Genomic DNA, 22,599 nt, shown 5'->3' with positions numbered 1-22,599 from the left:
ATGGGTTTCGCGGTCTTCGCCTTCTACCTCTTCGCCATCGTCGCGGTCGTCTCGGGCGTGCTGGTCATCTCGGCGCGCAACCCGGTGCATTCGGTGCTGTGGCTGATCCTCGCCTTCTTCTCGGCCGCCGGGCTCTTCGTGCTGCTCGGCGCGGAATTCGTCGCGATGCTGATGCTGATCGTCTATGTCGGCGCGGTCGCGGTGCTGTTCCTCTTCGTCGTGATGATGCTCGACGTCGATTTCGCCGCGCTCCGCGCCGGGGTGGCGCGCTACCTGCCGATCGGGCTCCTGATCGGGCTCGTGCTGCTCGTGCAGCTCGGTTTCGCCTTCGGGGCCTGGGAGCTTTCGGACGAGGCGCTGAGCCTGCGCCAGGCGGTGACGCCGCCGCCCGATCAGGTGCACAACACCGCCGCGCTCGGCGATCTGCTCTACACGCGCTACGTTCTCCTGTTCCAGCTCGCGGGCCTCGTGCTCCTCGTCGCGATGGTGGGCGCCATCGTCCTCACCCTGCGCAAGCGGGTCTATGTGAAGCGCCAGAGCGTCGTCGAGCAGATGTATCGCGATCCGAAGGCGGCGGTCGAACTCCTGGATATCAAGCCGGGGCAGGGGGCATGAACGCCGGGTCATGGATCGCGGTGACGGTCGGAATAGCGGCGGCGGTTCTCGTCGCGAACGGTTGGCTCAGGGGGTGAGACGATGATCGGTCTCGGACATTATCTGACGGTCGCGGCGGTGCTGTTCGTGACGGGAATCTTCGGCATCTTCCTGAACCGGAAGAACGTCATCGTGATCCTGATGTCGATCGAGCTCATCCTGCTCGCGGTCAACATCAATCTCGTCTCCTTCTCGGCGCATCTCGGCGATCTCGTGGGACAGGTCTTCACGCTCTTCGTGCTCACGGTCGCGGCGGCGGAGGCCGCGATCGGGCTCGCGATCCTGGTCTGCTTCTTCCGCAACCGCGGCACGATCGCCGTGGACGACGTCAACGTGATGAAGGGCTGAGAGCATGACCACGATCACCCTCTTCGCGCCGCTGCTCGGTGCCTTGCTCTGTGGTTTCGGCCACAAGTGGTTCGGCGAGAAGAACGCGACCTATATCTCGACCGGCCTGCTCTTCGTCGCCGCCTTCTTCGCCTGGATCGTCTTCCTGACCTTCGACGGCGAGACCCGGCACGTGCCGATCTTCCGCTGGATCGAATCCGGCACGCTCGCGGGCGACTGGGGCATCCGGCTCGACCGGCTGACGGCGATCATGCTGATCGTGGTGACGACGGTGTCCTCGCTCGTCCATCTCTACAGCCTCGGCTACATGGCGCATGACGAGAACTGGAAGGAGGGCGAGAGCTACAAGCCCCGGTTCTTCGCCTATCTGTCGTTCTTCACCTTCGCGATGCTCATGCTCGTGACGGCGGACAACCTGCTCCAGCTCTTCTTCGGCTGGGAGGGCGTCGGCGTCGCTTCCTACCTCCTGATCGGCTTCTACTACCGCAAGTCGAGCGCGAACGCCGCCGCGATCAAGGCCTTCGTCGTCAACCGCGTCGGCGACTTCGGCTTCCTGATGGGGATCTTCCTCACCTATGTCGCGGTCGACTCGATCGCCTTCGACGACATCTTCGCCGCCGCGCCGAGCCTGGCGCAGTCGAGCCTGCATTTCCTCTGGCGCGACTGGACGGCGTCGGAAGTGATCGCGGTGATGCTCTTCATCGGCGCGATGGGCAAATCCGCGCAGCTTTTCCTGCACACCTGGCTGCCGGATGCGATGGAAGGCCCGACGCCGGTCTCCGCGCTCATCCACGCCGCGACCATGGTGACGGCGGGTGTCTTCCTCGTCTGCCGCATGTCGCCGCTCATCGAATACGCGCCGCAGGCCAAGACGTTCATCGTCTATGTCGGCGCCTCGACGGCCTTCTTCGCCGCGACCGTGGGTCTGGTGCAGAACGACATCAAGCGCGTGATCGCCTATTCGACCTGTTCGCAGCTCGGCTACATGTTCGTGGCCGCGGGCGTCGGCGTCTATTCCGCCGCGATGTTCCACCTCTTCACCCATGCCTTCTTCAAGGCCATGCTCTTCCTCGGCGCCGGCTCGGTCATCCACGCGATGCATCACGAGCAGGACATGCGGAACTACGGCGGCCTCAGGAAGAAGGTGCCGATCACCTTCTGGGCGATGATGATCGGCACGCTCGCGATCACCGGCGTCGGCATCCCGCTGACCGCGATCGGCTTCGCCGGTTTCCTCTCCAAGGACGCGATCATCGAGAGCGCCTGGGCGGGTGGTACAGGGGCCTCGGCCTATGCCTTCTGGCTCCTGGTCATCGCGGCGATGTTCACCTCGTTCTACTCCTGGCGGCTCATATTCATGACCTTCTTCGGGGAACCGAGGGGCGACCATCACGCGCATGACCACGCGCATGAGAGCCCGCGGACGATGACGGTTCCGCTGATGGTACTGGCCGTCGGGGCGATCTTCGCCGGCATGGTCTGGTACAAGCCCTTCTTCGGCGATCATGAGCGCGTGCTGAGCTTCTTCGGGATACCGAGCCACGCGGCCGCCGAGGCGGGAGGCGAGGCCGCGGCCGAGGGCGACCACGCCGCCCCGGCGCCGAGCGAGAGCGCGGAAGCGCAGGCGCCCGAGGCGGCGGCCCCGGCCGCCAGCGAAAACGCCGAGGCGCATGCTCCGGCGGAAGGAACGGCCCCCGTGGCGAGCGAGAGCGCCGAGGCGCACGCGCCCGCGACCGAGGAAGGCCACGCCCCCGAAGGCGGGGCGGCGGATCACGCGGGTCCGATCGGCGCGATCTACATGGCGCCCGACAATACCGTGATGGACGACGCGCACCATTCGCCCGCGCTGGTGAAGATGTCGCCGTTCATCGCGATGCTGATCGGGCTCGGTGTCGCCTATCTCTTCTACATCGTGAACCCCTCGCTGCCGAAGCGCCTCGCCGAGCAGCAGCGGCCGCTCTACAACTTCCTGCTCAACAAGTGGTATTTCGACGAGATCTACGACTTCCTCTTCGTGCGCCCCGCGATGTGGCTCGGGCGCTTCCTCTGGAAGAAGGGCGACGGCGACACGATCGACGGCACCATCAACGGCGTCGCGATGGGCTTCGTGCCCTTCATGACGCGGCTCGCCGGCCGGGCGCAGTCCGGCTACCTCTTCCACTACGCTTTCGCCATGGTGATCGGCCTCGTCGCGCTCCTCGCCTGGATCAGCATCACGAGCGTGGGTTAAGATGAACAGCCTCCTCTCCCTCGTCACCTTCCTGCCGCTGATCGGCGCGGTCGTCCTGCTCATCTTCCTGAAGGGCGACGACGCCGCCGCGCGCAAGAATGCGAAGCTGCTCGCGCTCTTCACCACGACCGCGACCTTCCTGCTCTCGCTCTTCATCCTCTTCGGTTTCGATCCGGCGGATACCGGCTTCCAGTTCGTCGAGGAACGCACCTGGCTCGGCGGGCTCACCTACAAGATGGGCGTGGACGGGATCTCGGTCCTGTTCGTGCTGCTCACGACCGTGCTGATGCCGATCGTCATCCTGTCCTGCTGGGCGGTGAAGGACCGGATCAAGGAATACATGATCGCCTTCCTCGTGCTCGAGACGCTGATGATCGGCGTCTTCTGCGCTCTCGATCTCGTGCTCTTCTATGTCTTTTTCGAGGCCGGCCTCATTCCGATGTTCCTCATCATCGGCATCTGGGGCGGCAAGGACCGGATCTACGCGGCGTTCAAGTTCTTCCTCTACACGCTGCTCGGCTCGGTGCTGATGCTGGTCGCCATGATCGCGATGTACGCCCAGGCGGGGACGACCGACATCCCGACGCTGCTCACGCATTCCTTCAGCGCGGAGCCGATGCGGGTCCTGGGCTTCACCGTGATCGGCGGGGCGCAGACGCTGATGTGGCTGGCCTTCTTCGCCTCCTTCGCGGTCAAGATGCCGATGTGGCCCGTTCATACCTGGCTTCCGGACGCGCATGTGCAGGCGCCCACGGCGGGCTCCGTCGTGCTGGCGGCGATCCTCCTGAAGATGGGCGGCTACGGTTTCCTGCGCTTCAGCCTGCCGATGTTCCCGGTCGCCTCCGACATCATGCAGAACTTCGTCTTCACACTCTCGGTCATCGCGATCGTCTACACGAGCCTGGTCGCGCTGATGCAGGAGGACATGAAGAAGCTGATCGCGTATTCCTCGGTCGCGCATATGGGCTTCGTGACCATGGGGATCTTCGCGCTGAATCGTCAGGGGCTCGACGGCGCGATCTTCCAGATGCTCTCGCACGGCTTCATCTCGGGCGCGCTCTTCCTTCTCGTCGGCGTGATCTATGACCGGATGCACACCCGCGAGATCGCGGCCTATGGCGGGCTCGTGATCCGCATGCCGGTCTTCGCGCTGCTCTTCATGCTCTTCACGATGGGCAATGTCGGCCTTCCGGGGACGAGCGGTTTTGTCGGCGAGTTCCTGACCATGGCCGGCGTATTCCGGGTGAACAGCTGGGTCGCCTTCTTCGCCGCCTTCGGTGTGATCCTGTCGGCCGCCTATGCGCTCTGGCTCTACCGCCGGGTGGTGTTCGGCGATCTGATCAAGGAGAGCCTGAAGACGATCAAGGACATGAGCTCGCGCGAGAAGCTGCTCTTCGTGCCGCTGGTCGTCGCGACCATCGCGCTTGGCGTCTATCCCGCGCTCGTGCTCGACGTGATCGGCCCCTCGGTCGACGCGCTCGTGGCGCATACCGAGGCGGCGCTGGCGGCGAGCCAGCCCAGCCTCGCCCAGAACTGACCGCGGCGTTGACCGCGGAACCGACCGCCGTACTGACCTACGCCCGCATACCTTCGAGGGACCCAGATGTTGAACCAGGACCTTAGCGTAGTCGCCCCCGAGCTCATCCTGGCGGTGCTTGCCATGGCGGGCCTGATGTGGGGCGCCTATGCGCGTACGGATGTCAGCCGGGGGGCGCACTGGGCCGCGGTGGTCCTGCTCGTGCTGCTCGGCCTCTGGGTCGGCTTTCAGCCCTCGGAGACGACGACGGCCTTCGGCGGTTCGTTCATCAACGACGGCTTCGCCCGGTTCTCGAAGGTGATGATCCTGTTCGGCGCCGCCGCGACGCTCGCCATGAGCGTCGACTATCTCGCGCGGACCGACATGCTGAAATTCGAGTTCCCGGTCCTGATCCTGCTCGCCACGGTCGGCATGATGGTCATGGTCTCGGCGAACGATCTGATCGTGCTCTACCTCGGCCTCGAACTGCAGAGTCTCGCGCTCTATGTCGTCGCCGCCTTCCGCCGCGACAGCGTGCGCTCGACCGAGGCGGGGCTGAAATACTTCGTGCTCGGCTCGCTCTCGTCCGGGCTGCTGCTCTACGGCGCGAGCCTGGTCTATGGCTATGGCGGCACGACGAGTTTCGACGGGATCGCGCAGATCGTCGGGCAGGACGGGCCGCTCTCGCTCGGCCTGATCTTCGGCCTGGTGTTCCTCTCGGCGGGCATGGCCTTCAAGGTTTCGGCGGCGCCGTTCCACATGTGGACGCCGGATGTCTACGAAGGCTCGCCGACGCCGGTCACCGCCTTCTTCTCGACCGCGCCGAAGGTCGCGGCGGCGGCGATGTTCGCGCGCGTGCTCTTCTCCGCCTTCGGCGGCGCGGTGCCGGAATGGCAGCAGATCCTCGCCTTCCTCTCCGTCGCCTCCATGGCGCTCGGCGCGGTCGCGGCGATCGGCCAGACCAACATCAAGCGGCTCATGGCCTATTCCTCGATCGGCCACATGGGCTACGCGCTGATGGGTCTCGCCTCGGGCACGGTCCTCGGCGTCGAGTCGCTGCTGATCTATCTCGCGATCTACGTGGTGATGAACGTTGGCGTCTTCGCCTTCATCCTGAACATGGAGAAGGACGGGCAGCCGGTGACCGATATCGCCTCGCTCGGGCTCTATTCGCGGGTGGAGCCGATGCGCGCCGCCGCGCTCGGCGTGCTGATGTTCAGCCTCGCGGGCATCCCGCCGCTGGTCGGCTTCTTCGGCAAGTTCTACGTGCTCAAGGCCGCGATCGATGCCGGGCTGATCTGGCTCGCCATCGCGGGGATGATCGCGAGCGTGGTGGGCGCCTACTATTATCTCCGCATCGTCTATCTCATGTATTTCGGCGAGCCGGCGGACGGGTTGAACGGCCGGATGCCGACCATGCACTGGGGCCTGCTCAGCGTTTCCGCGCTGGTGATGGTGCTCGGGGTGGTGAACCTCTTCGGCGTCGATTCCATCGCCGCTTCCGCCGCCGCGACGCTCGTACCGTGAGCATGAGCGAATGGCCCGGGGGCGTCGGCCGCGAGGTCCACGCCGAGATCGACAGCACCAACGCCGAGGCGCTCCGCCGGGGCAAGGCCGGCGACCGGAATCCGGCATGGATTCTCGCGGCGCGCCAGACCGCCGGCCGCGGACGGCGCGGCCGGAGCTGGCATCAGGACCAGGGCAATTTCGCGGCGAGCCTCTACACGCTCGTGGACGGCGACGCGACCAGCGCGGCGCAGCGGTCTTTCGTGGCGGCGCTGGCGCTTTTCGACGCGCTGGTCGACGTGACCGGCCGGCCAGAGCTTTTCGCACTGAAATGGCCAAATGACGTGCTGCTCTCCGGCGGGAAGCTGGCGGGGATTCTGCTGGAAAGCGAGACGGTTCCCGGGCGCGGCGGTATCGCGCTGGCCGTCGGGATCGGCGTCAACCTGCGCTCGGCCCCCGAGGCGGAGAGCCTCGGCGCCGATGCCACGCGGCCGGTGAGTCTCGCCGGCACGGTCGGCGCGGCGCCGACGCCCGAGGAGTTCCTCGACCTGCTGGCTCCGGCCTTCGCGCATTGGGACGCGCGGCTGACCCGCGAAGGCTTCAAGCCGATCCGCGCCGCCTGGCTCGCGCGCGCGGCCCGGATCGGCGAGCCGATCGTCGCGCGTTTGCCGGACCGGGAAATCTCCGGCCTCTTCGAGACGATCGACGCGGAGGGCGCGCTCGTGCTCGCGGCACCCGAGGGCCGGATCACGCTTCGGGCCGCCGACGTCTTCTTCGTGCCCGGCTGAGGATTCCGCGCGATGCTGCTCGCAATCGATGTCGGCAACACCAATACCGTGTTCGCGCTCCATGACGGCGCCGCGCTGATCGCCGAATGGCGCTGCAGTACCGACCGTCAGCGGACGGCGGACGAGTATTTCGTCTGGCTTGGACAGCTCTTCGAGCACCACGGGCTCCATCCCTCGGTCCGCTCGGTGGTGATCTCCTCGGTCGTGCCGCAGGTCGTCTTCAACCTGCGCGTGCTCGCCGACCGATATTTCCACACCCGGCCGAAGGTCGTCGGCAAGCCGGACGTGAAGCTCGGCGTGCCGGTCCGGGTCGATCCGACGACGCATGTGGGGGCGGACCGGCTCGTCAACACGGTCGGGGCCTATGACCGCTACGGCGGCGATCTGATCGTCGTCGATTTCGGCACCGCGACCACGTTCGACGTGGTCGGCCACGACGGCGCCTATGAAGGCGGGGTGATCGCGCCGGGCGTCAACCTCTCGTTGAAGGCACTGCACGACGCCGCCGCCGCCTTGCCCTTCATCGATGTGACGCGGCCGGAGCATGTCGTTGGAACGAATACGGTTGCCTGCATGCAGTCGGGCATCTACTGGGGCTATGTCGCTCTGATCGAGGGGCTCTGCGCGCGCATCCGCGCCGAACGCGGAACCCCGATGACGGTCATTGGAACCGGGGGACTGTCCACCCTCTTCGCGCAAGGGACAGACGTACTGGAGAAGGTCGATACGGGGCTCACGATCCACGGGCTCGTTCTCATCGACCGGTTGAACGAGGAGTAGCACCGGGATCATGGCAGGCAAGGAAAGGCTGATCTATCTCGCGCTCGGCGGCGCGGGAGAGATCGGCATGAACATGTATCTCTACGGCTATGGTCCGCGCGACGCCGAGCGGCTGATCCTGGTGGATGTCGGGGTCACCTTCCCGGACATGGACTCGACGCCCGGGGTCGATCTCATCATGGCCGATCCGGCCTGGGTACAGGCGCGGGCGGATAGGCTCGAAGGCATCTTCATCACCCACGCGCATGAGGATCATGTCGGCGCCCTCGGGATGCTCTGGGCCCGGCTCGGTGCTCCGGTCTACGCGCGGCGTTTCACCGCCGCGATCGCGCAGAACAAGATGGAACGCGCGGGGCAGCCGACGAGCGAGGTGCGTCAGGTCAACCCCTGGCCGCATATGGTCGAGGCGGGACCGTTCAAGGTCGGCTTCGTGCCGGTCTCGCATTCCATTCCCGAGAGTTCCAGCCTCGTCATCGAGACCCCGGCGGGCCGTATCCTGCACAGCGCGGATTTCAAGACCGACCTGACGCCGGTCGTCGGTGACCCCTTCGACCCTGACGTGTTCCGGAGCATTGGCGATCAGGGCGTCAAGGTGATGACCTGCGATTCGACGAATGTCTTCTCGCAGCATCCGGGCCGCTCCGAGGCCACGTTGACCGAGCCCATCCGCGCGCTGATGCGCGAGGCGGAGGGGATGGTCGTGGCGACGACCTTCGCCTCCAACGTGGCGCGGCTCAGGACGCTCGCCGAGGCGGGGCACGCGGTGGGGCGGCAGGTCGTGGTGCTCGGCCGCGCGATGAACACGATGCTCAAGACCGCGCGCGCTACCGAGGTGCTCGAGGGCTTTCCGCCGACGATTGATGTCTCGGATGCCGATTCGGTGCCGCGCAGCCAGCTTCTGGTGCTCGCGACCGGAAGCCAGGGCGAGCGCCGCGCCGCCGCGGCGCAACTCTCGGTCGGCCGCTACATGGGGCTGGAGCTTCGTCCGGGCGATACCTTCCTCTTCTCGTCCAAGACGATCCCGGGCAACGAGATCAGCGTCAACCGGATCATGAACGCGCTGAGCGAGAAGGGCGTGCGGATCGTCGACGACGCCGATGGCCGCTATCACGTCTCGGGCCACGCCAACCGGCCGGACCTCGCGGTGATGCAGGATCTGCTGCGGCCCTCGGTGATCGTGCCGATGCATGGCGAGCACCGTCACCTGACCACACATGCCGAATACGCGGAGTCGCGGGGTTACGTCGGCGTGGTGGCGCCGAATGGCGCCATGCTCGATCTGACCGGGCCGGCGCCGAAATTCGCCGAGAAGGTGGAGACGGGGCGGCTCTATCTCGACGGGACCGAACTCATCGGCGCGCTGGACGGCATCGTGCGGGAGCGCATCCGCATGGCGGTCCGCGGCCATGTGATCGTCAGCATCCTGATCGACGAGGGTGGCAAGCCGATCGGCGGCGCCTGGGTCGAGACGGTCGGTCTGCCGGATGTCGAGCGATTCCGCGACGGGCTCGCCGGCGCGCTCGAGGATGACATCGGGCGTGAGCTCAACCGAGCGAAGCGGTCGGATCTCGACGATGACGACGCCATCGAGCAGATCGTCGGGCGTACCGTCTCGCGGCGCTGCAACGAGCTGATCGGCAAGAAGCCCGTCTGCACGGTGATGATCAGCAGGCTCGAGGCCTGAACGCGGCCAGCGCGGGATCGCTGGCCGCGAGGTGGCCCGATCCCGTGGTGCGGGGCGCCGGGGGTCCAGAGCCTGAATCATGGGGGCGAGAGCCCGAATCAAGAGAGCCTCCGGCGCGCCGGAGGCTCTGAAGATTCGCGGGGCGCGCGCGTGCTGAGCGTCCCCCACTGGCAGTTCGGTACGGTCAGGCGGCGGGCGCGGTCTGCTCCACTTCCGCAGCTTTGGCGCGCGCCGTCACGCGGCGGCGCGGAGCGCGAGGCTTCTTGGCCGGCGTGGGGCTCTCCTTGGCCTCGCCCTCGGCGCCTGCTTCGGCTGCTACCGTCTCGGCCTCCACAGGCTCCGTCGGCAGAACGTCGGTCGCGCCTGCTTCGGCCTCCGGTACGCTGGCCTCCGGTGTCTCGGCCGCGCGGCTCTCGGCGCTCGCGGCGGGCGTTTCGGCCGCCGGCTCCGAAGCGGTCACTTCGGCCGCCGTCCCGTTCGCCGCGTCTTCCACCGCCATGTCTTCCACCATTGGCGCCGCCACGGCCGCTTCTACCTCGACCGGATCGGCTTTGGCGGCCGCGCGCCGTCTGGTCGGCTTGGCCGCCGGTTCGGGCGCCGTTGGCGTGGCTGCCAGCGGGGGATCGAGGCGGAATTCCCGCATCAGGAAGGCCGGAACGTGATCGCCCATGCCGACGACCGAGGAGCGGTCCTCGCGGCGTCCCTGACGCCCGCCGCGCTCGGCCTTGTCGCCGCGGGTCCGGGAAGGCTCGGGCCGCGAGGGCTCGGATTGCGTTCGGGTCCGGGTGTCGCCGCGATCGTCGCCCGCGCGTGCCTCGGGGCGGCGCGACTCGGAGCGCCGGGCGCGTTCGGACCTGCGGGGCGCCGGGGCGGCCGCGTCGGTCTCCTCGTCCCCCGCCGTCTCGGCGGCGCCGAGCGGGCTCGGGAGGATGGGGATCGATTTCTTGACCAGTTCCTCGATCTTGGCGAGGTACTTCTCCTCATGCGGGAAGCAGATGGTGATCGCCTTCCCGGCCCGTCCGGCCCGTCCGGTGCGGCCGATGCGATGCACGTAATCCTCGGAGTGGATCGGCACGTCGAAATTGATGACATGGCTCACGCTCGGGATGTCGAGCCCGCGGGCCGCGACATCGGAGGCGACGAGCACCTTGAGCGCGCCGTCGCGAAAATCGCCGAGGATCTTCATCCGCATCGACTGCTCGAGGTCGCCATGGAGCGGCGCCGCGTCGAAACCATGCTTCTTCAACGACTTGGCGACAACGTCGACGTCACGCTTGCGGTTGCAGAAGATGATGCCGTTGGTGAGCGTCTCGCCCTCGCCGCGGATCAGCCGGCGCAGCACCTCGCGCTTGTCCCGGTCGGCGCCGTCGCGGCGCTTCGGCGTGTGCTTGCAGACGTACTGATCGATCGTCTCCGAGGTGGTCGCCTGGCGCGCGACCTCGACCCGGACCGGATTGTGCAGGAATTCCTGGGTGATCCGCGTGATCTCCGGCGCCATGGTGGCGGAGAAGAACAGCGTCTGGCGCGTGAAGGGGACCAGTTTGAAGATCCGCTCGATATCGGGGATGAAACCCATGTCGAGCATCCGGTCGGCCTCGTCCACGACCATGATCTGCACGCCGGTCAGCATGAGCTTGCCGCGTTCGAAATGGTCGAGCAGCCGGCCCGGCGTCGCGATCAGCACATCGACGCCGCGGTCGATCAGCTTGTCCTGATCCTTGAAGCTCACGCCGCCGATCAGCAGCGCCATCGAGAGCTTCACATGCTTCGAATACTTCTCGAAATTCTCCGCCACCTGCGCGGCGAGTTCGCGCGTAGGTGCGAGCACGAGGCTGCGCGGCATCCGGGCGCGGGCGCGGCCCTTCGAGAGATGCGTGATCATCGGCAGGACGAAGGAGGCGGTCTTGCCGGTCCCCGTCTGCGCGATCCCGAGCACGTCGCGCCCTTCGAGCGCGTGCGGGATCGCCTGTACCTGGATCGGTGTCGGGGTTTCGTACCCGGCTTCGGATACGGCTTTGAGTACCTTGGGGTCCAAGGCGAGGTCATTGAATTTGGTCATGTAGCCCGTTTCGCTGTGTTCGCGGCTTGATGGCCGCACAGTTCACGCGGCCCCGAGCTTCCGGATTGAAGCTCCCTTCGTGGGAGCACATATATGCGCCGCGGCGGCTTTGGTCAATCGGGACGGTCGATTCCGGCACGGTTGGTGCCCAAATCATCGGAAAAAGCCGCGGAAATGCCGTAAAATAGAGCATTTTAACGGTGTTTCGGGCCGCCGGGGCCTTCTCGAAGTCTTTCCGCTGGCGCGAAGGAGGTGTATTGGAGGCGAGATTCGAGGGAGTTTGTCAGGTATGAACGAGGTAGTGGAAAAGGCCCTGCGGGGCATGGCGTTGCTTCCGGTGAGCAACATCCGTCACTGGACGGACCGCACGTTTTCCTTCTCGGCGGAGCGTCCGGCCGGGTTCCGGTTCCGCTCGGGCGAATTCGCGATGATCGGGCTGATGGTCGAGGGCAAGCCGCTGCTGCGTGCCTATTCGATCGCCTCGCCCTCCTGGGCGGAGCATCTGGAATTCTATTCGATAAAGGTCGATGACGGCCCGCTGACTTCGCGGCTGCAGTCGATTCAGGAGGGCGACCAGATCGTGATGCGGCCGAAACCGGTCGGCACGCTGGTCCATGACGCGCTCCTGCCGGCGAAGCGGCTGTTCCTGTTCTCGACCGGCACCGGCATCGCGCCCTTCGCGAGCGTGATCCGCGATCCGGACACCTACGAGCGGTTCGAGGAGGTCGTGCTGACCCAGACCTGCCGCGACGTGGGCGAACTCGACTACGGCCATGCGCTGATGAAGGAGGTCCGCGAGGACGAGCTTCTGCGCGAGGTCGTCGGCGACAAGCTCCGGTTCCTGGCGACGACGACGCGGCAGCCGAGCGAACTCATGGGCCGGATGACCGACTGGATCCGGGACGGCCGCTTCGCCGAGGCGACCGGCGCGCCGCTCAACCCGGAGACCGACCGGGTGATGATCTGCGGCTCGATGGCGATGCTGCAGGATCACAAGGCGCTCTGCGAGGCGGCCGGGATGCTCGAAGGCTCGAACTCGGAGCCGGGGCATTTCGTCATCGAGAAGGCCTTCGTGGACTGAGGCCGATCGGGCGGACCTCGGTCCGCCCTGCTTCACACCATCATTTCCTTCACCGCCGTCAGGCGTAGCTCGGGGAAATCGCGCTCCACGCGGTCGATGTCCCATTGCAGCCGCGTCATGTAGACCGGGTCGCCGTCGTGGTCCTCGGCCATGTGGCCCTTGTTCGCCTTCACGAAGGCCTCGATCCTGTCCTTCGGGCCGGAGATCCAGCGGGCCGAGGTGAACTGCGTCGGCTCGAACCGGACCGGGAGCCCGTACTCCTGCTCGATCCGGCTCGCGAGCACGTCGAACTGGAGGGGGCCGACGACGCCGACGATGAAGCCCGAGCCGATATTGGGCTTGAAGACCTTCGACGCGCCTTCCTCGGCGAATTGCAGCAGCGCCTTTTCGAGATGCTTCGCCTTCATCGGATCGCCCGAGCGCACGGATTGCAGGAGTTCGGGCGCGAAGGAGGGGATGCCGGTGAATTTCAGCGTCTCGCCCTCGGTCAGCGCGTCGCCGATGCGAAGCTGGCCGTGGTTCGGGATGCCGATGATGTCGCCGGCCCAGGCGTCCTCGGCGATCTCGCGGTCGGCGGCGAGGAAGAGCACCGGGTTCGAGACCGCCATCGGCTTGCCGGAGCGGACGTGGAGCAGCTTCTGGCCGCGCTCGAAATGGCCCGAGCAGAGGCGGACGAAGGCCACCCGGTCGCGGTGCTTCGGGTCCATGTTCGCCTGGACCTTGAAGACGAAACCGGTCACCGGCTGCTCCCAGGGGCCGACCTCGCGGCTCGCCGAGGGGCGGATCGCGGGTTCGGGGCCGAACCGGCCGATGCCCGACATCAACTCCTGCACCCCGAAGGAGTTGATCGCCGAGCCGAACCAGATCGGCGACAGGTTCCCGTCGAGCATCGCCTGCTGGTCGAAGGCGGGCAGAAGCTCGCGCGCCATCTCGACCTCCTCGCGGAGCGTCGCGAGCATGTTGGCGGGCATGTGATCGGCCATGCGCGGATCGTCGAGCCCATCCATCTTCACGCTCTCCGCCCGCTTGTTGCGGTCGGCGCGGTCCATCAGTTCGAGCCGGTCGTTGAGCATGTCGTAGCAGCCGAGGAAGTCGCGGCCCTGACCGATCGGCCAGGAGGCGGGGCAGACGTCGAGCTGCAGCTCCTGCTGTATCTCGTCGATTATTTCAAAGGTATCGCGGGCTTCGCGGTCCATCTTGTTGCAGAAGGTGAGGATCGGCAGGTCGCGCAGCCGGCAGACTTCGAAGAGCTTGCGCGTCTGGCTCTCGACGCCCTTGGCGCCGTCGATGACCATGATCGCCGCGTCCACGGCGGTCAGCGTGCGGTAGGTGTCCTCCGAGAAATCCGAGTGGCCCGGCGTATCCACGAGATTGAACCACCAGTCCTGGAACGGAAACGACATCGCCGAGGCCGAGACCGAGATGCCGCGGTCCTGTTCGAGCTTCATGAAGTCCGAGCGCGTGCGCCGCGCCTCGCCCTTGGCGCGCACCTGCCCCGCCATCTGGATCGCGCCGCCGTAGAGCAGGAACTTCTCGGTCAGCGTGGTCTTGCCCGCGTCCGGGTGGCTGATGATCGCGAAGGTGCGGCGCCGCGCGATCTCGGGCGGCAGCGGCGGGTGATTTGATGAACGGTCCAGCATGGCGCTCCTATACTGGCGCCGCGGGCCGGGGAAAAGGGGCGGCGCCCAGAGAGTACTCAGGGGGCGTTCAGGGCGCCCTCAGCGGGCGATCATCGCACCGGCGGCGCCGGCCATCATGCCGCCGGAAAGCCGGTTCGCGAGCCGCTGGCCGGCGGGCGAGCGGAACAGCATCCGCGCCCGCGCCGCGGCCAGCACCCAGGCGAAATCGACGACGATGAGCACGGCGGCCATGACCAGCGTCAGTTCGAGCCAGCCGCCGATGCCCACGCCGCCGAGATCGAGGATCGAGGGCAGGAGTGCGAGGTAGAAGACCATGATCTTCGGATTGCCGAGCGTGACGGCGAGCCCGGCGCCGAAGAGCCGCCACGCCGAACCCGCGCTCGGCAGCGACCCGGCCGGGCCGACCGGCGCGCTCCAGCTCTTCCAGGCGAGCCAGAGCAGATAGGCGACGCCCGCCCATTTCAGGACGGCGAAGGCGGTCTGGAAGGTCTGCGCCAGAAGCGCCAGGCCGAAGACGGTGGCGGTGAGCCACATCGCCTCGCCGATCCACATCGCCGCGAGGAATGGCAGCACCGATCGCGGCCCCCGGCTCAGCACGCGGGCGACAAGCGCGGCGATCGATGGCCCGGGCGACCCCGAGGCGATGGCGAGCGCGCCGGCGAAGAGGATGAGGGAGGAAAGGTCGATCATGGCGGCATGTCCGGGCGCGGGCGGGTCCGGCGGAAGATAGATCGCGACGGTGCTCCGTGCTAGCGGGAATCCGGCGATGCGATTGATGATGTATCTCGGGGGGAGGCAACCGATGGCCCTGGCGACGGAGCGGACCGCCGCGGCGCGGGATCTTGCCTGGCCGAACATCTCGCCGCTCGGCCTCGTGCTCGCGGGGGCGTTCTTCGGCGCCTCTCTCACGCCGTCGCTGATGCCGCGGGACCCGATGCTGCTCGGCGTGCTCGGCGGCGTCGTCGCGGCGATCGGCCACGAGATCGGCGGCGGGCTCCAGTGGATCTGGCGGTTCTTCGGCATGCCGGTGGGCCGGCGCTCCGCGAAAGGGCCGATCCGGCTCGCCGCGGCGGCGATCGGTCTCGCGCTCGCGGTCTTCGCGCTCACCCGGGTGACGGGCTGGCAGAATGCGACGCGCGCGGTGACCGGGGCGGCGCCGGTCGAGAGCTCCTATCCGATGGAGGTGGCGGGGATCGCGGCGGTGTTCCTCGTCGCGCTCTGGCTCGTCTTCCGCCTGATCGGCTGGGCGATCCGCCGGGTGACGGGCCTGCTCTCGCGCGGGCTCCCGCCGCGGGTCGGGGCGGTGATCGGCACCGCGCTGGTGCTTGTTCTCGTCTGGACGGCGGTGCAGAGATCGGTGCTGCGCTCCTTCATGGAGGCGGCGAACGCATCCTTCGCGGCGGCGGATGCGCGGATCGAGCCCGACATTCCCCAGCCGCGCGCGCCGGAGAAGACCGGGAGCCCGGCCTCGCTTGTGAAATGGAACGAGATGGGGCGCTGGGGGCGGTCCTATATCGCGACCGTCCCGACCCGCGAGGAGATCTCCGCCTTCTTCGGGGCCGGGGCGGCGGACCCGATCCGGGTCTATGTCGGCCGGGGAGCCGCTCCCACGGCGCGCGAGCGGGCGCGGATCGCGCTCGACGAGATGATCCGGGTCGGCGCCTTCGAGCGTTCGGCGATCATCGTGACGGTTCCGGTCGGCACCGGCTGGATGGACCCGGGCGGGCATGACACGGTCGAATTCATGCTCGGCGGCGATGTCGCGACGGTCGCGGTGCAGTATTCCTATCTGACGAGCGTGCTTTCGTTGATCGATGACAGCTCGAAGGGGATCGAGCAGGCGCGCGAGCTCTTCAACCTCGTCTATGACTACTGGCACGAACTGCCCCGCGACCAGCGTCCGGAATTCTATGTCCATGGGCTGAGTCAGGGCGCCTTCAACACCGAGGCGACGCTGCCGCTGCTCGACATGCTGGGCAATCCGATCCAGGGCGCGCTCTGGGCCGGCTCGCCCTTCTTCAGCCCGCTCTGGGCCAATGTGCGGGACCGGCGCGACCCGGAGAGCCCGGTCTGGCGGCCGCGCTGGGGCAATGGCTCGCTGGTGCGGACGATGAACCAGGAGGGCGGTCTCGACGGTGAATTCCTCGACGGGGATTTCGCGCCCTGGGGGCCGACGCGGCTGGTCTTCCTCAACTACGGCAGCGACCCGATCGTGCTCTTCACCTTCGACAGCGCCTTCCGCCCGCCGGCGTTCCTGAATGAACCGCGCGCGCCGGATGTCTCGCCCCGGCTGCGCTGGTTTCCGGTCGTGACCATGCTGCAGCTCGCGCTCGACACCGCCATCGCGCTCGAGACGCCGGGTTACGGGCATTTCTACATCGCGCCCGACTACATCACCGGCTGGGCGGCGGTGGTCGATCCGCCGGGCTGGTCGCCGGAAAGGGCCGAGGCGCTGCGGCGGATCTTCGAGGCCCGTCCCGCGCCGTTCTGAGACCGGGGTTGCGCCCACCGCCGGCGCCGGTAGTTTGGCGCTCTCGACAGGCGGCCGGCGCGGGCCGGAGCAGGCGGCCGGGGCACGTCGCGGCAAGAACAAGAACGGCGGGGGAAGAGATGCGCACGATCCTGGTGGCAAACCGCAAGGGCGGTGTCGGCAAGACCACGGTGGCGATCACCATCGCCTCGGCGCTGGCCGCGCAGGGGCGGGGCGCGGTCGCGCTCGCCGACGCCGATCCGCAGAAATCGGCGCTCCGCTGGCTGAAGGCGCGGCCCGCCGACGCGGCCACGCTGCGGGGGCTCGACTGGACCGACGCGGGCGAGATCGGCGACGCGCCGAAGGGGCTCGAGTGGCTGGTGATCGACGCGCCGGGCGCCCTGAAGGGCGGGCGGGCGAGCAAGCTCATCGCCGAGACGGAGGAGTTGATCGTGCCGGTCATGCCCTCGTTCTTCGACATCGACGCCACCCGGCGCTTCCTGAAGGAACTCGAGGAGATGAAGCGGGTGCGCAAGGGCAAGGTCGGTCTCCGCGTGCTCGCGAACCGGGCGCAGACGCGCGGGCGGGCGACCGAACGGCTGCGGACCGCGCTGGCGCGCATCGATCAGGAGCCGCTCGGCTGGATCACGGAACGCGCGGCCTATGCCGAGCTTGCCGAGCGCGGGCTCGGCATCTTCGACGACCGCCGCCGGCTGCTCGAGCCGCTCAGGGAACAATGGGTGCCGGTGCTGGCCGCGCTCGAATAGGGAGAAGATGGCATGGATCTCGGGATCAAGGGTCGGAGCGGCATCGTCACCGCCGCGTCGAAGGGCCTGGGGCGCGGCTGCGCCGAGGCGCTGGCCGAGGCGGGCGTCGCGCTCACGCTGAACGCGCGCGGCGCCGAGGCACTGGAGGCGACGGCGGCGGAGATCCGCGAAAGATATGGCGTGACGGTCACGACCGTGGCGGGCGACATCACCACCGAGGCGGTGCGCGCCGAGGTGATGGCCGCCTGTCCCGCGCCCGACATTCTCGTGACCAACGCGGGCGGCCCGCCGCCGGGCATGTGGTCGGACTGGAGCCGCGACGATTTCATCAAGGCGATCGATTCCAACATGCTCACGCCGATCGCGCTCATGCAGGCGGCGCTGCCGGGGATGATGGAGCGCGGCTGGGGCCGGGTGGTCAACATCACCTCGCAGTCGGTCAAGTCGCCGATCGCCGCGCTCGGCCTCTCGAACTCGGCGCGCGCCGGCCTCACCGGTTTCGTCGCGGGCACGAGCCGGCAGGTCGCGCCGAGCGGCGTCGTGATCAACAACCTGCTGCCCGGCATCCACGACACCGACCGCGCCGCCTCGCTCGACGCCGGCGTGATGAAGGCCGAGGGCATCAGCCGGGAGGAGGCGCGGGACAGGCGCGCGGCGGCGATCCCCGCCCGGCGCTACGGCACCCCGGCGGAATTCGGCGCGGCCTGCGCCTTCCTCTGCTCGCAATACGCCGGTTTCATCATTGGCCAGAACCTGTTGCTGGACGGGGGCGCGCTCAACAGCACGCTCTGAGACGGCCCGGGACTTGCAGGCGGGGGCGGCTAGCTGCTATCGAGGCAAATCCGATGCTTTTCGTCGGAGAATCCGGCCCCCGTGATCGAAGATGCAGCGAGACTATTCCGACCCTTCCGACCTCGCCGAAGCGCGGGCCAGCTGGACAGAAGCCGGGCCGGCGCGGGCGTTCGAACCGGGTCCGGTCCGTCTGGCGATCGACGCGATCAGTCATGATTTCGGTGGCGTTCCCGTCCTATCCGACATCGCGCTGACGCTCAGGGCGGGGGAGATCATCTGCCTGCTCGGGCCGTCCGGCTGCGGGAAATCGACGCTGCTCCGCATCGCCGCCGGGGTGGAGCGGCAGCGCCGCGGGCGCGTCGCGATCGAGGGCCGCGTCGTCTCCGAAGGCGCCACGCATCTGCCGCCGGAAGCGCGCGCGGTGGGGCTCATGTTCCAGGATTTCGCGCTCTTCCCGCATCTCAGCGTCGCGCGCAACGTCGCTTTCGGCCTGCGTGGTCCGGCGGCGGAGCGCGCCGAGCGGGCGCGGGCGCTGCTCGACCGGGTCGGGATGGGCGGGCACGCGGAGAAATACCCGCACCAGCTTTCGGGCGGCGAGCAGCAGCGCGTGGCGCTGGTCCGGGCCCTGGCGCCGAGACCGCGCATCCTGCTGATGGACGAGCCGTTCTCGGGGCTCGACAACCGGCTTCGCGACGGCATCCGCGACGAGACGCTGGCGATCCTGAAGGAAGAAGGCGCGGCGGTGATGCTGGTCACGCATGAGCCGGAGGAGGCGATGCGCATGGCCGACACGATCGCCCTGATGCGCGCGGGCCGCATCCTGCAGCGCGGCGCCCCCTACGAGATCTACCACAGCCCCGTCGACCGGGGCGCGGCGATGTTCTTCTCGGACATCAACGTCACCCGCGGGACCGTGCGCGGTCATCGCGCCGAAACCCCGCTCGGCGCCTTCGACGCGCCCGGGCTGGCGGAGGGCGCGCGGGTCGAGGTGGTGATCCGGCCCGAGCATCTGCGCGTCGAGCCGGAAAGTCCCGGGGTCGCCCGGCTCGGAGAGCTCCCGGCGCGCGGCCTGGTCATCCGCTCGCGGTTCATGGGGACGCGAAGTCTTGTCGAAGTCGCGATGGCGGCGGATGGCGCGCGGATGACCGCGACCCTGCCCGGGGCATTCCTGCCGGCGCCCGGCACGCCCCTCCTCGTCACGCCGGCCCGTGAGCGCTGTTTCGTATTCGCGGCGGCGGATTGACGCGCCGCGTCATTGCTCCACATCACTCGTTAGTGCGGTCGCGGCGTCGTTTGGGGTTTGAACGTCTCCCGCATTCACCATATGTCTTTCATTCCGTCGGGACCGATGTGTCCCGGCTGCTCGATGGAGGCGAGAGATGTTGAACAACATTGGTCCGGCCGGCCTGCTCCTGATCGCGGTGGTCGTGCTGGTGCTCTTCGGCCGCGGCAAGGTCGCGGGCCTGATGGGCGAAGTCGGCAAGGGCATCACGAGCTTCAAGCGCGGGATGAAGGAAGGTTCGGACGAGCTCGAGAACGACCGGAAGTCGGCGGCCGCCGACCAGGCGCGCGACATCACGCCCGAGAAGGAAAAAGTCTGATCCGCCATGTTGGATATCGGCTGGGGTGAGATGTTCCTGCTCGGGCTCGTGGCGCTGATCGTCGTGGGTCCGAAAGATCTTCCCGCGATGTTCCGGACGGTCGGCAACTTCATGGGCAAGGCGCGCGGCATGGCGCGGGAGTTCCAGCGCTCGATGGAACAGGCGGCGAACGAAGCCGGCGTGAGCGAAATGTCCGAGAGCCTGCGCGCGATCGACCGCGGCCTCGACAATGCGACGGGCGGTGCCCGGAAGCTCGCCAAGTCGATGGTGTCGCAGAAGCCGACCGCGGTGCCCGATCCTTCGGCGCCCGCGCCGGCGGAGCCGGCGCCGGACGCGCTCGTGCCCGATCCTTCGGCGCCCGCCCGTTCGTCCGCGCAGTCGGGGGCGGCTCAGCCGGCCACCGCTCGGTCGGGGGCGGAGCAGTCCAACGGGACGGAGGAGCCGCGGGGCGCGGAATCCAAGGCGACGCGGGGGCCTTCCGGGGGTGACACGGCATCGGCCGGCGATGGGGAGGCTGGCCGGGGTTCGGCCGCGTAGCGCGATGAGCGACAAGGATATCGACGACACCACCGCGCCGCTGATCGAGCATCTGGCGGAGCTCAGGACGCGGCTGATCCGCTGCGTCATCGCCTTCAGCATCTGCATGATCCTCGCCTATACCGTGGCGGGACCGATCTTCAATTTCCTCGCCGCGCCGCTCTACAAGCTCTTGATCGCGCATGGCCAGCGGCCGGAGATGATCTTCACCGGGCTGCAGCAGGGCTTCATGACCCAGGTGCGGATCTCGGTCTTCGGCGGGTTCATCATCGCCTTCCCCTATCTCGCCTTCCAGCTGTGGCGCTTCGTCGCGCCCGGGCTCTACCGGCAGGAGAAACGGGCCTTCATGCCATTCCTGATCGCATCGCCCGCGCTGTTCCTGCTTGGCGCCAGCTTCGCCTTCTACGTGGTGATGCCGCTCGCCTATGATTTCTTCCTGAGCTTCCAGCAGTTCGGCACCGGCGAGATCGCCGGCGAACAGGTCGAGATCGAATATCTCGGCACGATCAACGAGTATCTCGGCCTGACGATGAAGTTCATCATCGCCTTCGGCCTCTGTTTCCAGCTGCCGGTGCTGCTTACGCTGATGGGGCTCGCCGGTCTCGTCACCGCGAAACAGCTCGCCGGGTTCCGGCGTTACGCGGTGGTCCTGCTGCTGCTCGTCGCGGCGCTCGCGACGCCGCCCGATGTGATGTCGCAGGTGACGCTCTTCATGGCGGTCTATCCGCTCTACGAGGTCTCGATCATCCTCGTGCGCTATTTCGAGCGCAAGCGGGAGGCCGAGCTCAAGGCGCAGGGGCTCTGGGACGAGGAATCGCAGGCATGAGTCTCGATGAGGGCCGGATCGACGCCGAAGCGCTCCGCCGGATCGCCGAGGCGCTGGAGCGGGTCAGCCCGCCGCCCGCCGCGGCGCCCGATCTCGACGCGGCGGATGCCTTCGTCTGGCAGGTCAACCCGGACCGGCTCGACCCCGTGCCGCGCGTGGCCAGGGTGGAAATCGGCCTGCTGGTCGGCGTCGACCGCGCGCGCGATACGCTCCTTGCCAATACGCTGCAGTTCGCGCGCGGATTCCCGGCCAACAACGTGCTGCTCTGGGGTGCGCGTGGCATGGGCAAGTCGAGCCTCGTGAAAGCCGCCCATGCCGAGGGCGCGCGGGCGACAGGCGGGCGGCTGAAGCTCATCGAGCTGCACCGCGAGGACCTGCCCTCTATCGGCCGGCTGCTCGGTCTGCTTCGCGGCTCCGACCACCGGTTCATCCTCTTCTGCGACGATCTCAGCTTCGACAAGGATGACAGCCATTACAAGTCGTTGAAGGCCGTGCTTGACGGGGGGATCGAAGGCCGGCCCGAGAATGTCGTGCTTTACGCCACCTCGAACCGCCGTCATCTCATGCCGCGCGAGATGATCGAGAACGAGCGCCAGACCGGGATGAATCCCTCCGAGGCCACGGAGGAAAAGGTCTCGCTCTCCGACCGGTTCGGCCTCTGGCTCGGCTTCCATTCCTGCGGGCAGGACGCCTTCCTCGCCATGATCCGGGGCTATTGCGACGCCTATGGCATCGAGATCAGCGACGAGGATCTGCGCGCCGAGGCGATCGAATGGAGTCAAACCCGCGGTGGCCGCTCGGGCCGCGTCGCCTGGCAGTACGTGACCGACCTCGCAGGCCGGCGCGGCGTGAAACTGGACGCCGCAGGCTAGGCGGCAAAGCCATAAATCTGGTTGGCGTTTTGCTGTGTGGCTGATTCAAGGCTCGAAACTGAGGGAGCCCTGGATGACACGTCGCCGGTACGAACTGACCGACCATGAATGGTCGGTNCTAGGCGGCAAAGCCATAAATCTGGTTGGCGTTTTGCTGTGTGGCTGATTCAAGGCTCGAAACTGAGGGAGCCCTGGATGACACGTCGCCGGTACGAACTGACCGACCATGAATGGTCGGTCCTCTCGCCTCTGTTGCCGAACAAGCCGCGCGGAGTTCCCCGTGTTGATGACCGCCGAGTTCTGAACGGCATGCTGTGGCGGTTCCGGACGGGGTCGCCCTGGTCGGAGATCCCGGAGCGCTACGGCCCACCCACCACCTGCTACAACCGCTTCGTGCGCTGGCGGAAGGCCGGTGTCTGGGATCGGCTCCTGCGAGCGGTGTCCGAAG

The 22,599-nt window shown here is 67.6% G+C and carries 21 protein-coding genes; 18 read left to right on the top strand and 3 right to left on the bottom strand.

What is annotated here, in order from left to right; all coding sequences use genetic code 11:
• The 8 genes from ACLJK8_RS11485 to ACLJK8_RS11450 all read left to right on the top strand — a co-directional run bounded on the left by ACLJK8_RS11485 (position 1) and on the right by ACLJK8_RS11450 (position 9,506).
• Entirely contained in the window at positions 1-615 is a 615-nt protein-coding gene (locus ACLJK8_RS11485; RefSeq protein ID WP_413150403.1) for an NADH-quinone oxidoreductase subunit J, read from the top strand.
• A gap of 81 nt (positions 616-696) precedes the next feature.
• Positions 697-1,002 carry an NADH-quinone oxidoreductase subunit NuoK gene (nuoK, locus tag ACLJK8_RS11480; RefSeq protein WP_413150402.1) on the top strand — a complete coding sequence of 102 codons (306 nt, stop codon included), beginning with the start codon at positions 697-699 and terminating at the stop codon, positions 1,000-1,002.
• A 4-nt stretch (positions 1,003-1,006) separates the two neighbouring features.
• Positions 1,007-3,232, top strand: coding sequence for an NADH-quinone oxidoreductase subunit L (gene nuoL / locus ACLJK8_RS11475; RefSeq protein ID WP_413150401.1), 2,226 nt, complete (start codon positions 1,007-1,009; stop codon positions 3,230-3,232).
• Position 3,233: 1 nt separating this feature from the next.
• A complete protein-coding gene (locus ACLJK8_RS11470; protein ID WP_413150400.1) occupies positions 3,234-4,769 on the top strand; it encodes an NADH-quinone oxidoreductase subunit M in 1,536 nt (511 codons plus the stop codon).
• A 66-nt stretch (positions 4,770-4,835) separates the two neighbouring features.
• The gene (gene nuoN, locus ACLJK8_RS11465; RefSeq protein ID WP_413150399.1) at positions 4,836-6,275 is read left to right on the top strand and encodes an NADH-quinone oxidoreductase subunit NuoN; all 1,440 of its coding nucleotides are present in this window, start codon (positions 4,836-4,838) and stop codon (positions 6,273-6,275) included.
• 2 nt (positions 6,276-6,277) lie between these two features.
• Positions 6,278-7,042 carry a biotin--[acetyl-CoA-carboxylase] ligase gene (locus ACLJK8_RS11460; protein WP_413150450.1) on the top strand — a complete coding sequence of 255 codons (765 nt, stop codon included), beginning with the start codon at positions 6,278-6,280 and terminating at the stop codon, positions 7,040-7,042.
• 12 nt (positions 7,043-7,054) lie between these two features.
• Entirely contained in the window at positions 7,055-7,822 is a 768-nt protein-coding gene (locus ACLJK8_RS11455) for a type III pantothenate kinase (protein WP_413150398.1), read from the top strand.
• Positions 7,823-7,832: 10 nt separating this feature from the next.
• Positions 7,833-9,506 (top strand): ribonuclease J, encoded by a 1,674-nt coding sequence (locus ACLJK8_RS11450; RefSeq protein WP_413150397.1) that lies wholly within the window; start codon positions 7,833-7,835, stop codon positions 9,504-9,506.
• A 184-nt stretch (positions 9,507-9,690) separates the two neighbouring features.
• Here the strand turns inward: ACLJK8_RS11450 and ACLJK8_RS11445 are convergent, their stop codons facing one another.
• Positions 9,691-11,565 carry a DEAD/DEAH box helicase gene (locus ACLJK8_RS11445; protein WP_413150396.1) on the bottom strand — a complete coding sequence of 625 codons (1,875 nt, stop codon included), beginning with the start codon at positions 11,563-11,565 and terminating at the stop codon, positions 9,691-9,693.
• A gap of 289 nt (positions 11,566-11,854) precedes the next feature.
• On the opposite strand from ACLJK8_RS11445, the gene ACLJK8_RS11440 reads away from it, so the two are divergent.
• Positions 11,855-12,646, top strand: a complete 792-nt coding sequence (locus tag ACLJK8_RS11440) for a ferredoxin--NADP reductase (protein WP_413150395.1) — start codon at positions 11,855-11,857, stop codon at positions 12,644-12,646.
• A gap of 32 nt (positions 12,647-12,678) precedes the next feature.
• On the opposite strand, the gene ACLJK8_RS11435 is transcribed toward ACLJK8_RS11440, so the two are convergent.
• Entirely contained in the window at positions 12,679-14,286 is a 1,608-nt protein-coding gene (locus ACLJK8_RS11435) for a peptide chain release factor 3 (RefSeq protein WP_413150394.1), read from the bottom strand.
• Positions 14,287-14,364: 78 nt separating this feature from the next.
• On the bottom strand, positions 14,365-14,976 hold the full coding sequence (locus tag ACLJK8_RS11430) for a LysE family translocator (protein ID WP_413150393.1): 612 nt from the start codon (positions 14,974-14,976) through the stop codon (positions 14,365-14,367).
• Between the two features lie 112 nt (positions 14,977-15,088).
• On the opposite strand from ACLJK8_RS11430, the gene ACLJK8_RS11425 reads away from it, so the two are divergent.
• The 9 genes from ACLJK8_RS11425 to ACLJK8_RS11385 form a co-directional block, all read left to right on the top strand.
• Entirely contained in the window at positions 15,089-16,777 is a 1,689-nt protein-coding gene (locus ACLJK8_RS11425) for an alpha/beta hydrolase (protein WP_413150392.1), read from the top strand.
• A gap of 119 nt (positions 16,778-16,896) precedes the next feature.
• A complete protein-coding gene (locus tag ACLJK8_RS11420) occupies positions 16,897-17,523 on the top strand; it encodes a ParA family protein (RefSeq protein WP_413150391.1) in 627 nt (208 codons plus the stop codon).
• A 12-nt stretch (positions 17,524-17,535) separates the two neighbouring features.
• Positions 17,536-18,315 carry an SDR family oxidoreductase gene (locus ACLJK8_RS11415; protein WP_413150390.1) on the top strand — a complete coding sequence of 260 codons (780 nt, stop codon included), beginning with the start codon at positions 17,536-17,538 and terminating at the stop codon, positions 18,313-18,315.
• A gap of 91 nt (positions 18,316-18,406) precedes the next feature.
• A complete protein-coding gene (locus ACLJK8_RS11410) occupies positions 18,407-19,558 on the top strand; it encodes an ABC transporter ATP-binding protein (protein ID WP_413150389.1) in 1,152 nt (383 codons plus the stop codon).
• A 136-nt stretch (positions 19,559-19,694) separates the two neighbouring features.
• Entirely contained in the window at positions 19,695-19,916 is a 222-nt protein-coding gene (locus ACLJK8_RS11405) for a twin-arginine translocase TatA/TatE family subunit (RefSeq protein ID WP_413150388.1), read from the top strand.
• A gap of 6 nt (positions 19,917-19,922) precedes the next feature.
• The gene (tatB, locus tag ACLJK8_RS11400) at positions 19,923-20,453 is read left to right on the top strand and encodes a Sec-independent protein translocase protein TatB (protein WP_413150387.1); all 531 of its coding nucleotides are present in this window, start codon (positions 19,923-19,925) and stop codon (positions 20,451-20,453) included.
• Between the two features lie 4 nt (positions 20,454-20,457).
• Positions 20,458-21,279 carry a twin-arginine translocase subunit TatC gene (gene tatC / locus ACLJK8_RS11395; protein WP_413150386.1) on the top strand — a complete coding sequence of 274 codons (822 nt, stop codon included), beginning with the start codon at positions 20,458-20,460 and terminating at the stop codon, positions 21,277-21,279.
• Positions 21,276-22,151, top strand: coding sequence for an ATP-binding protein (locus tag ACLJK8_RS11390; RefSeq protein ID WP_413150385.1), 876 nt, complete (start codon positions 21,276-21,278; stop codon positions 22,149-22,151). The genes tatC and ACLJK8_RS11390 overlap by 4 nt, the downstream gene beginning before the upstream one ends.
• Before the next feature lie 195 nt (positions 22,152-22,346).
• Positions 22,347-22,599 (top strand): transposase (locus ACLJK8_RS11385; protein WP_413150384.1); only part of this gene is annotated, 253 nt, incomplete at its 3' end.

The sequence above is a fragment of the Amaricoccus sp. W119 genome (genome assembly GCF_047275745.1).
Lineage (GTDB): Bacteria > Pseudomonadota > Alphaproteobacteria > Rhodobacterales > Rhodobacteraceae > Amaricoccus.
This window is presented reverse-complemented; position numbering and strand designations above follow the sequence as displayed.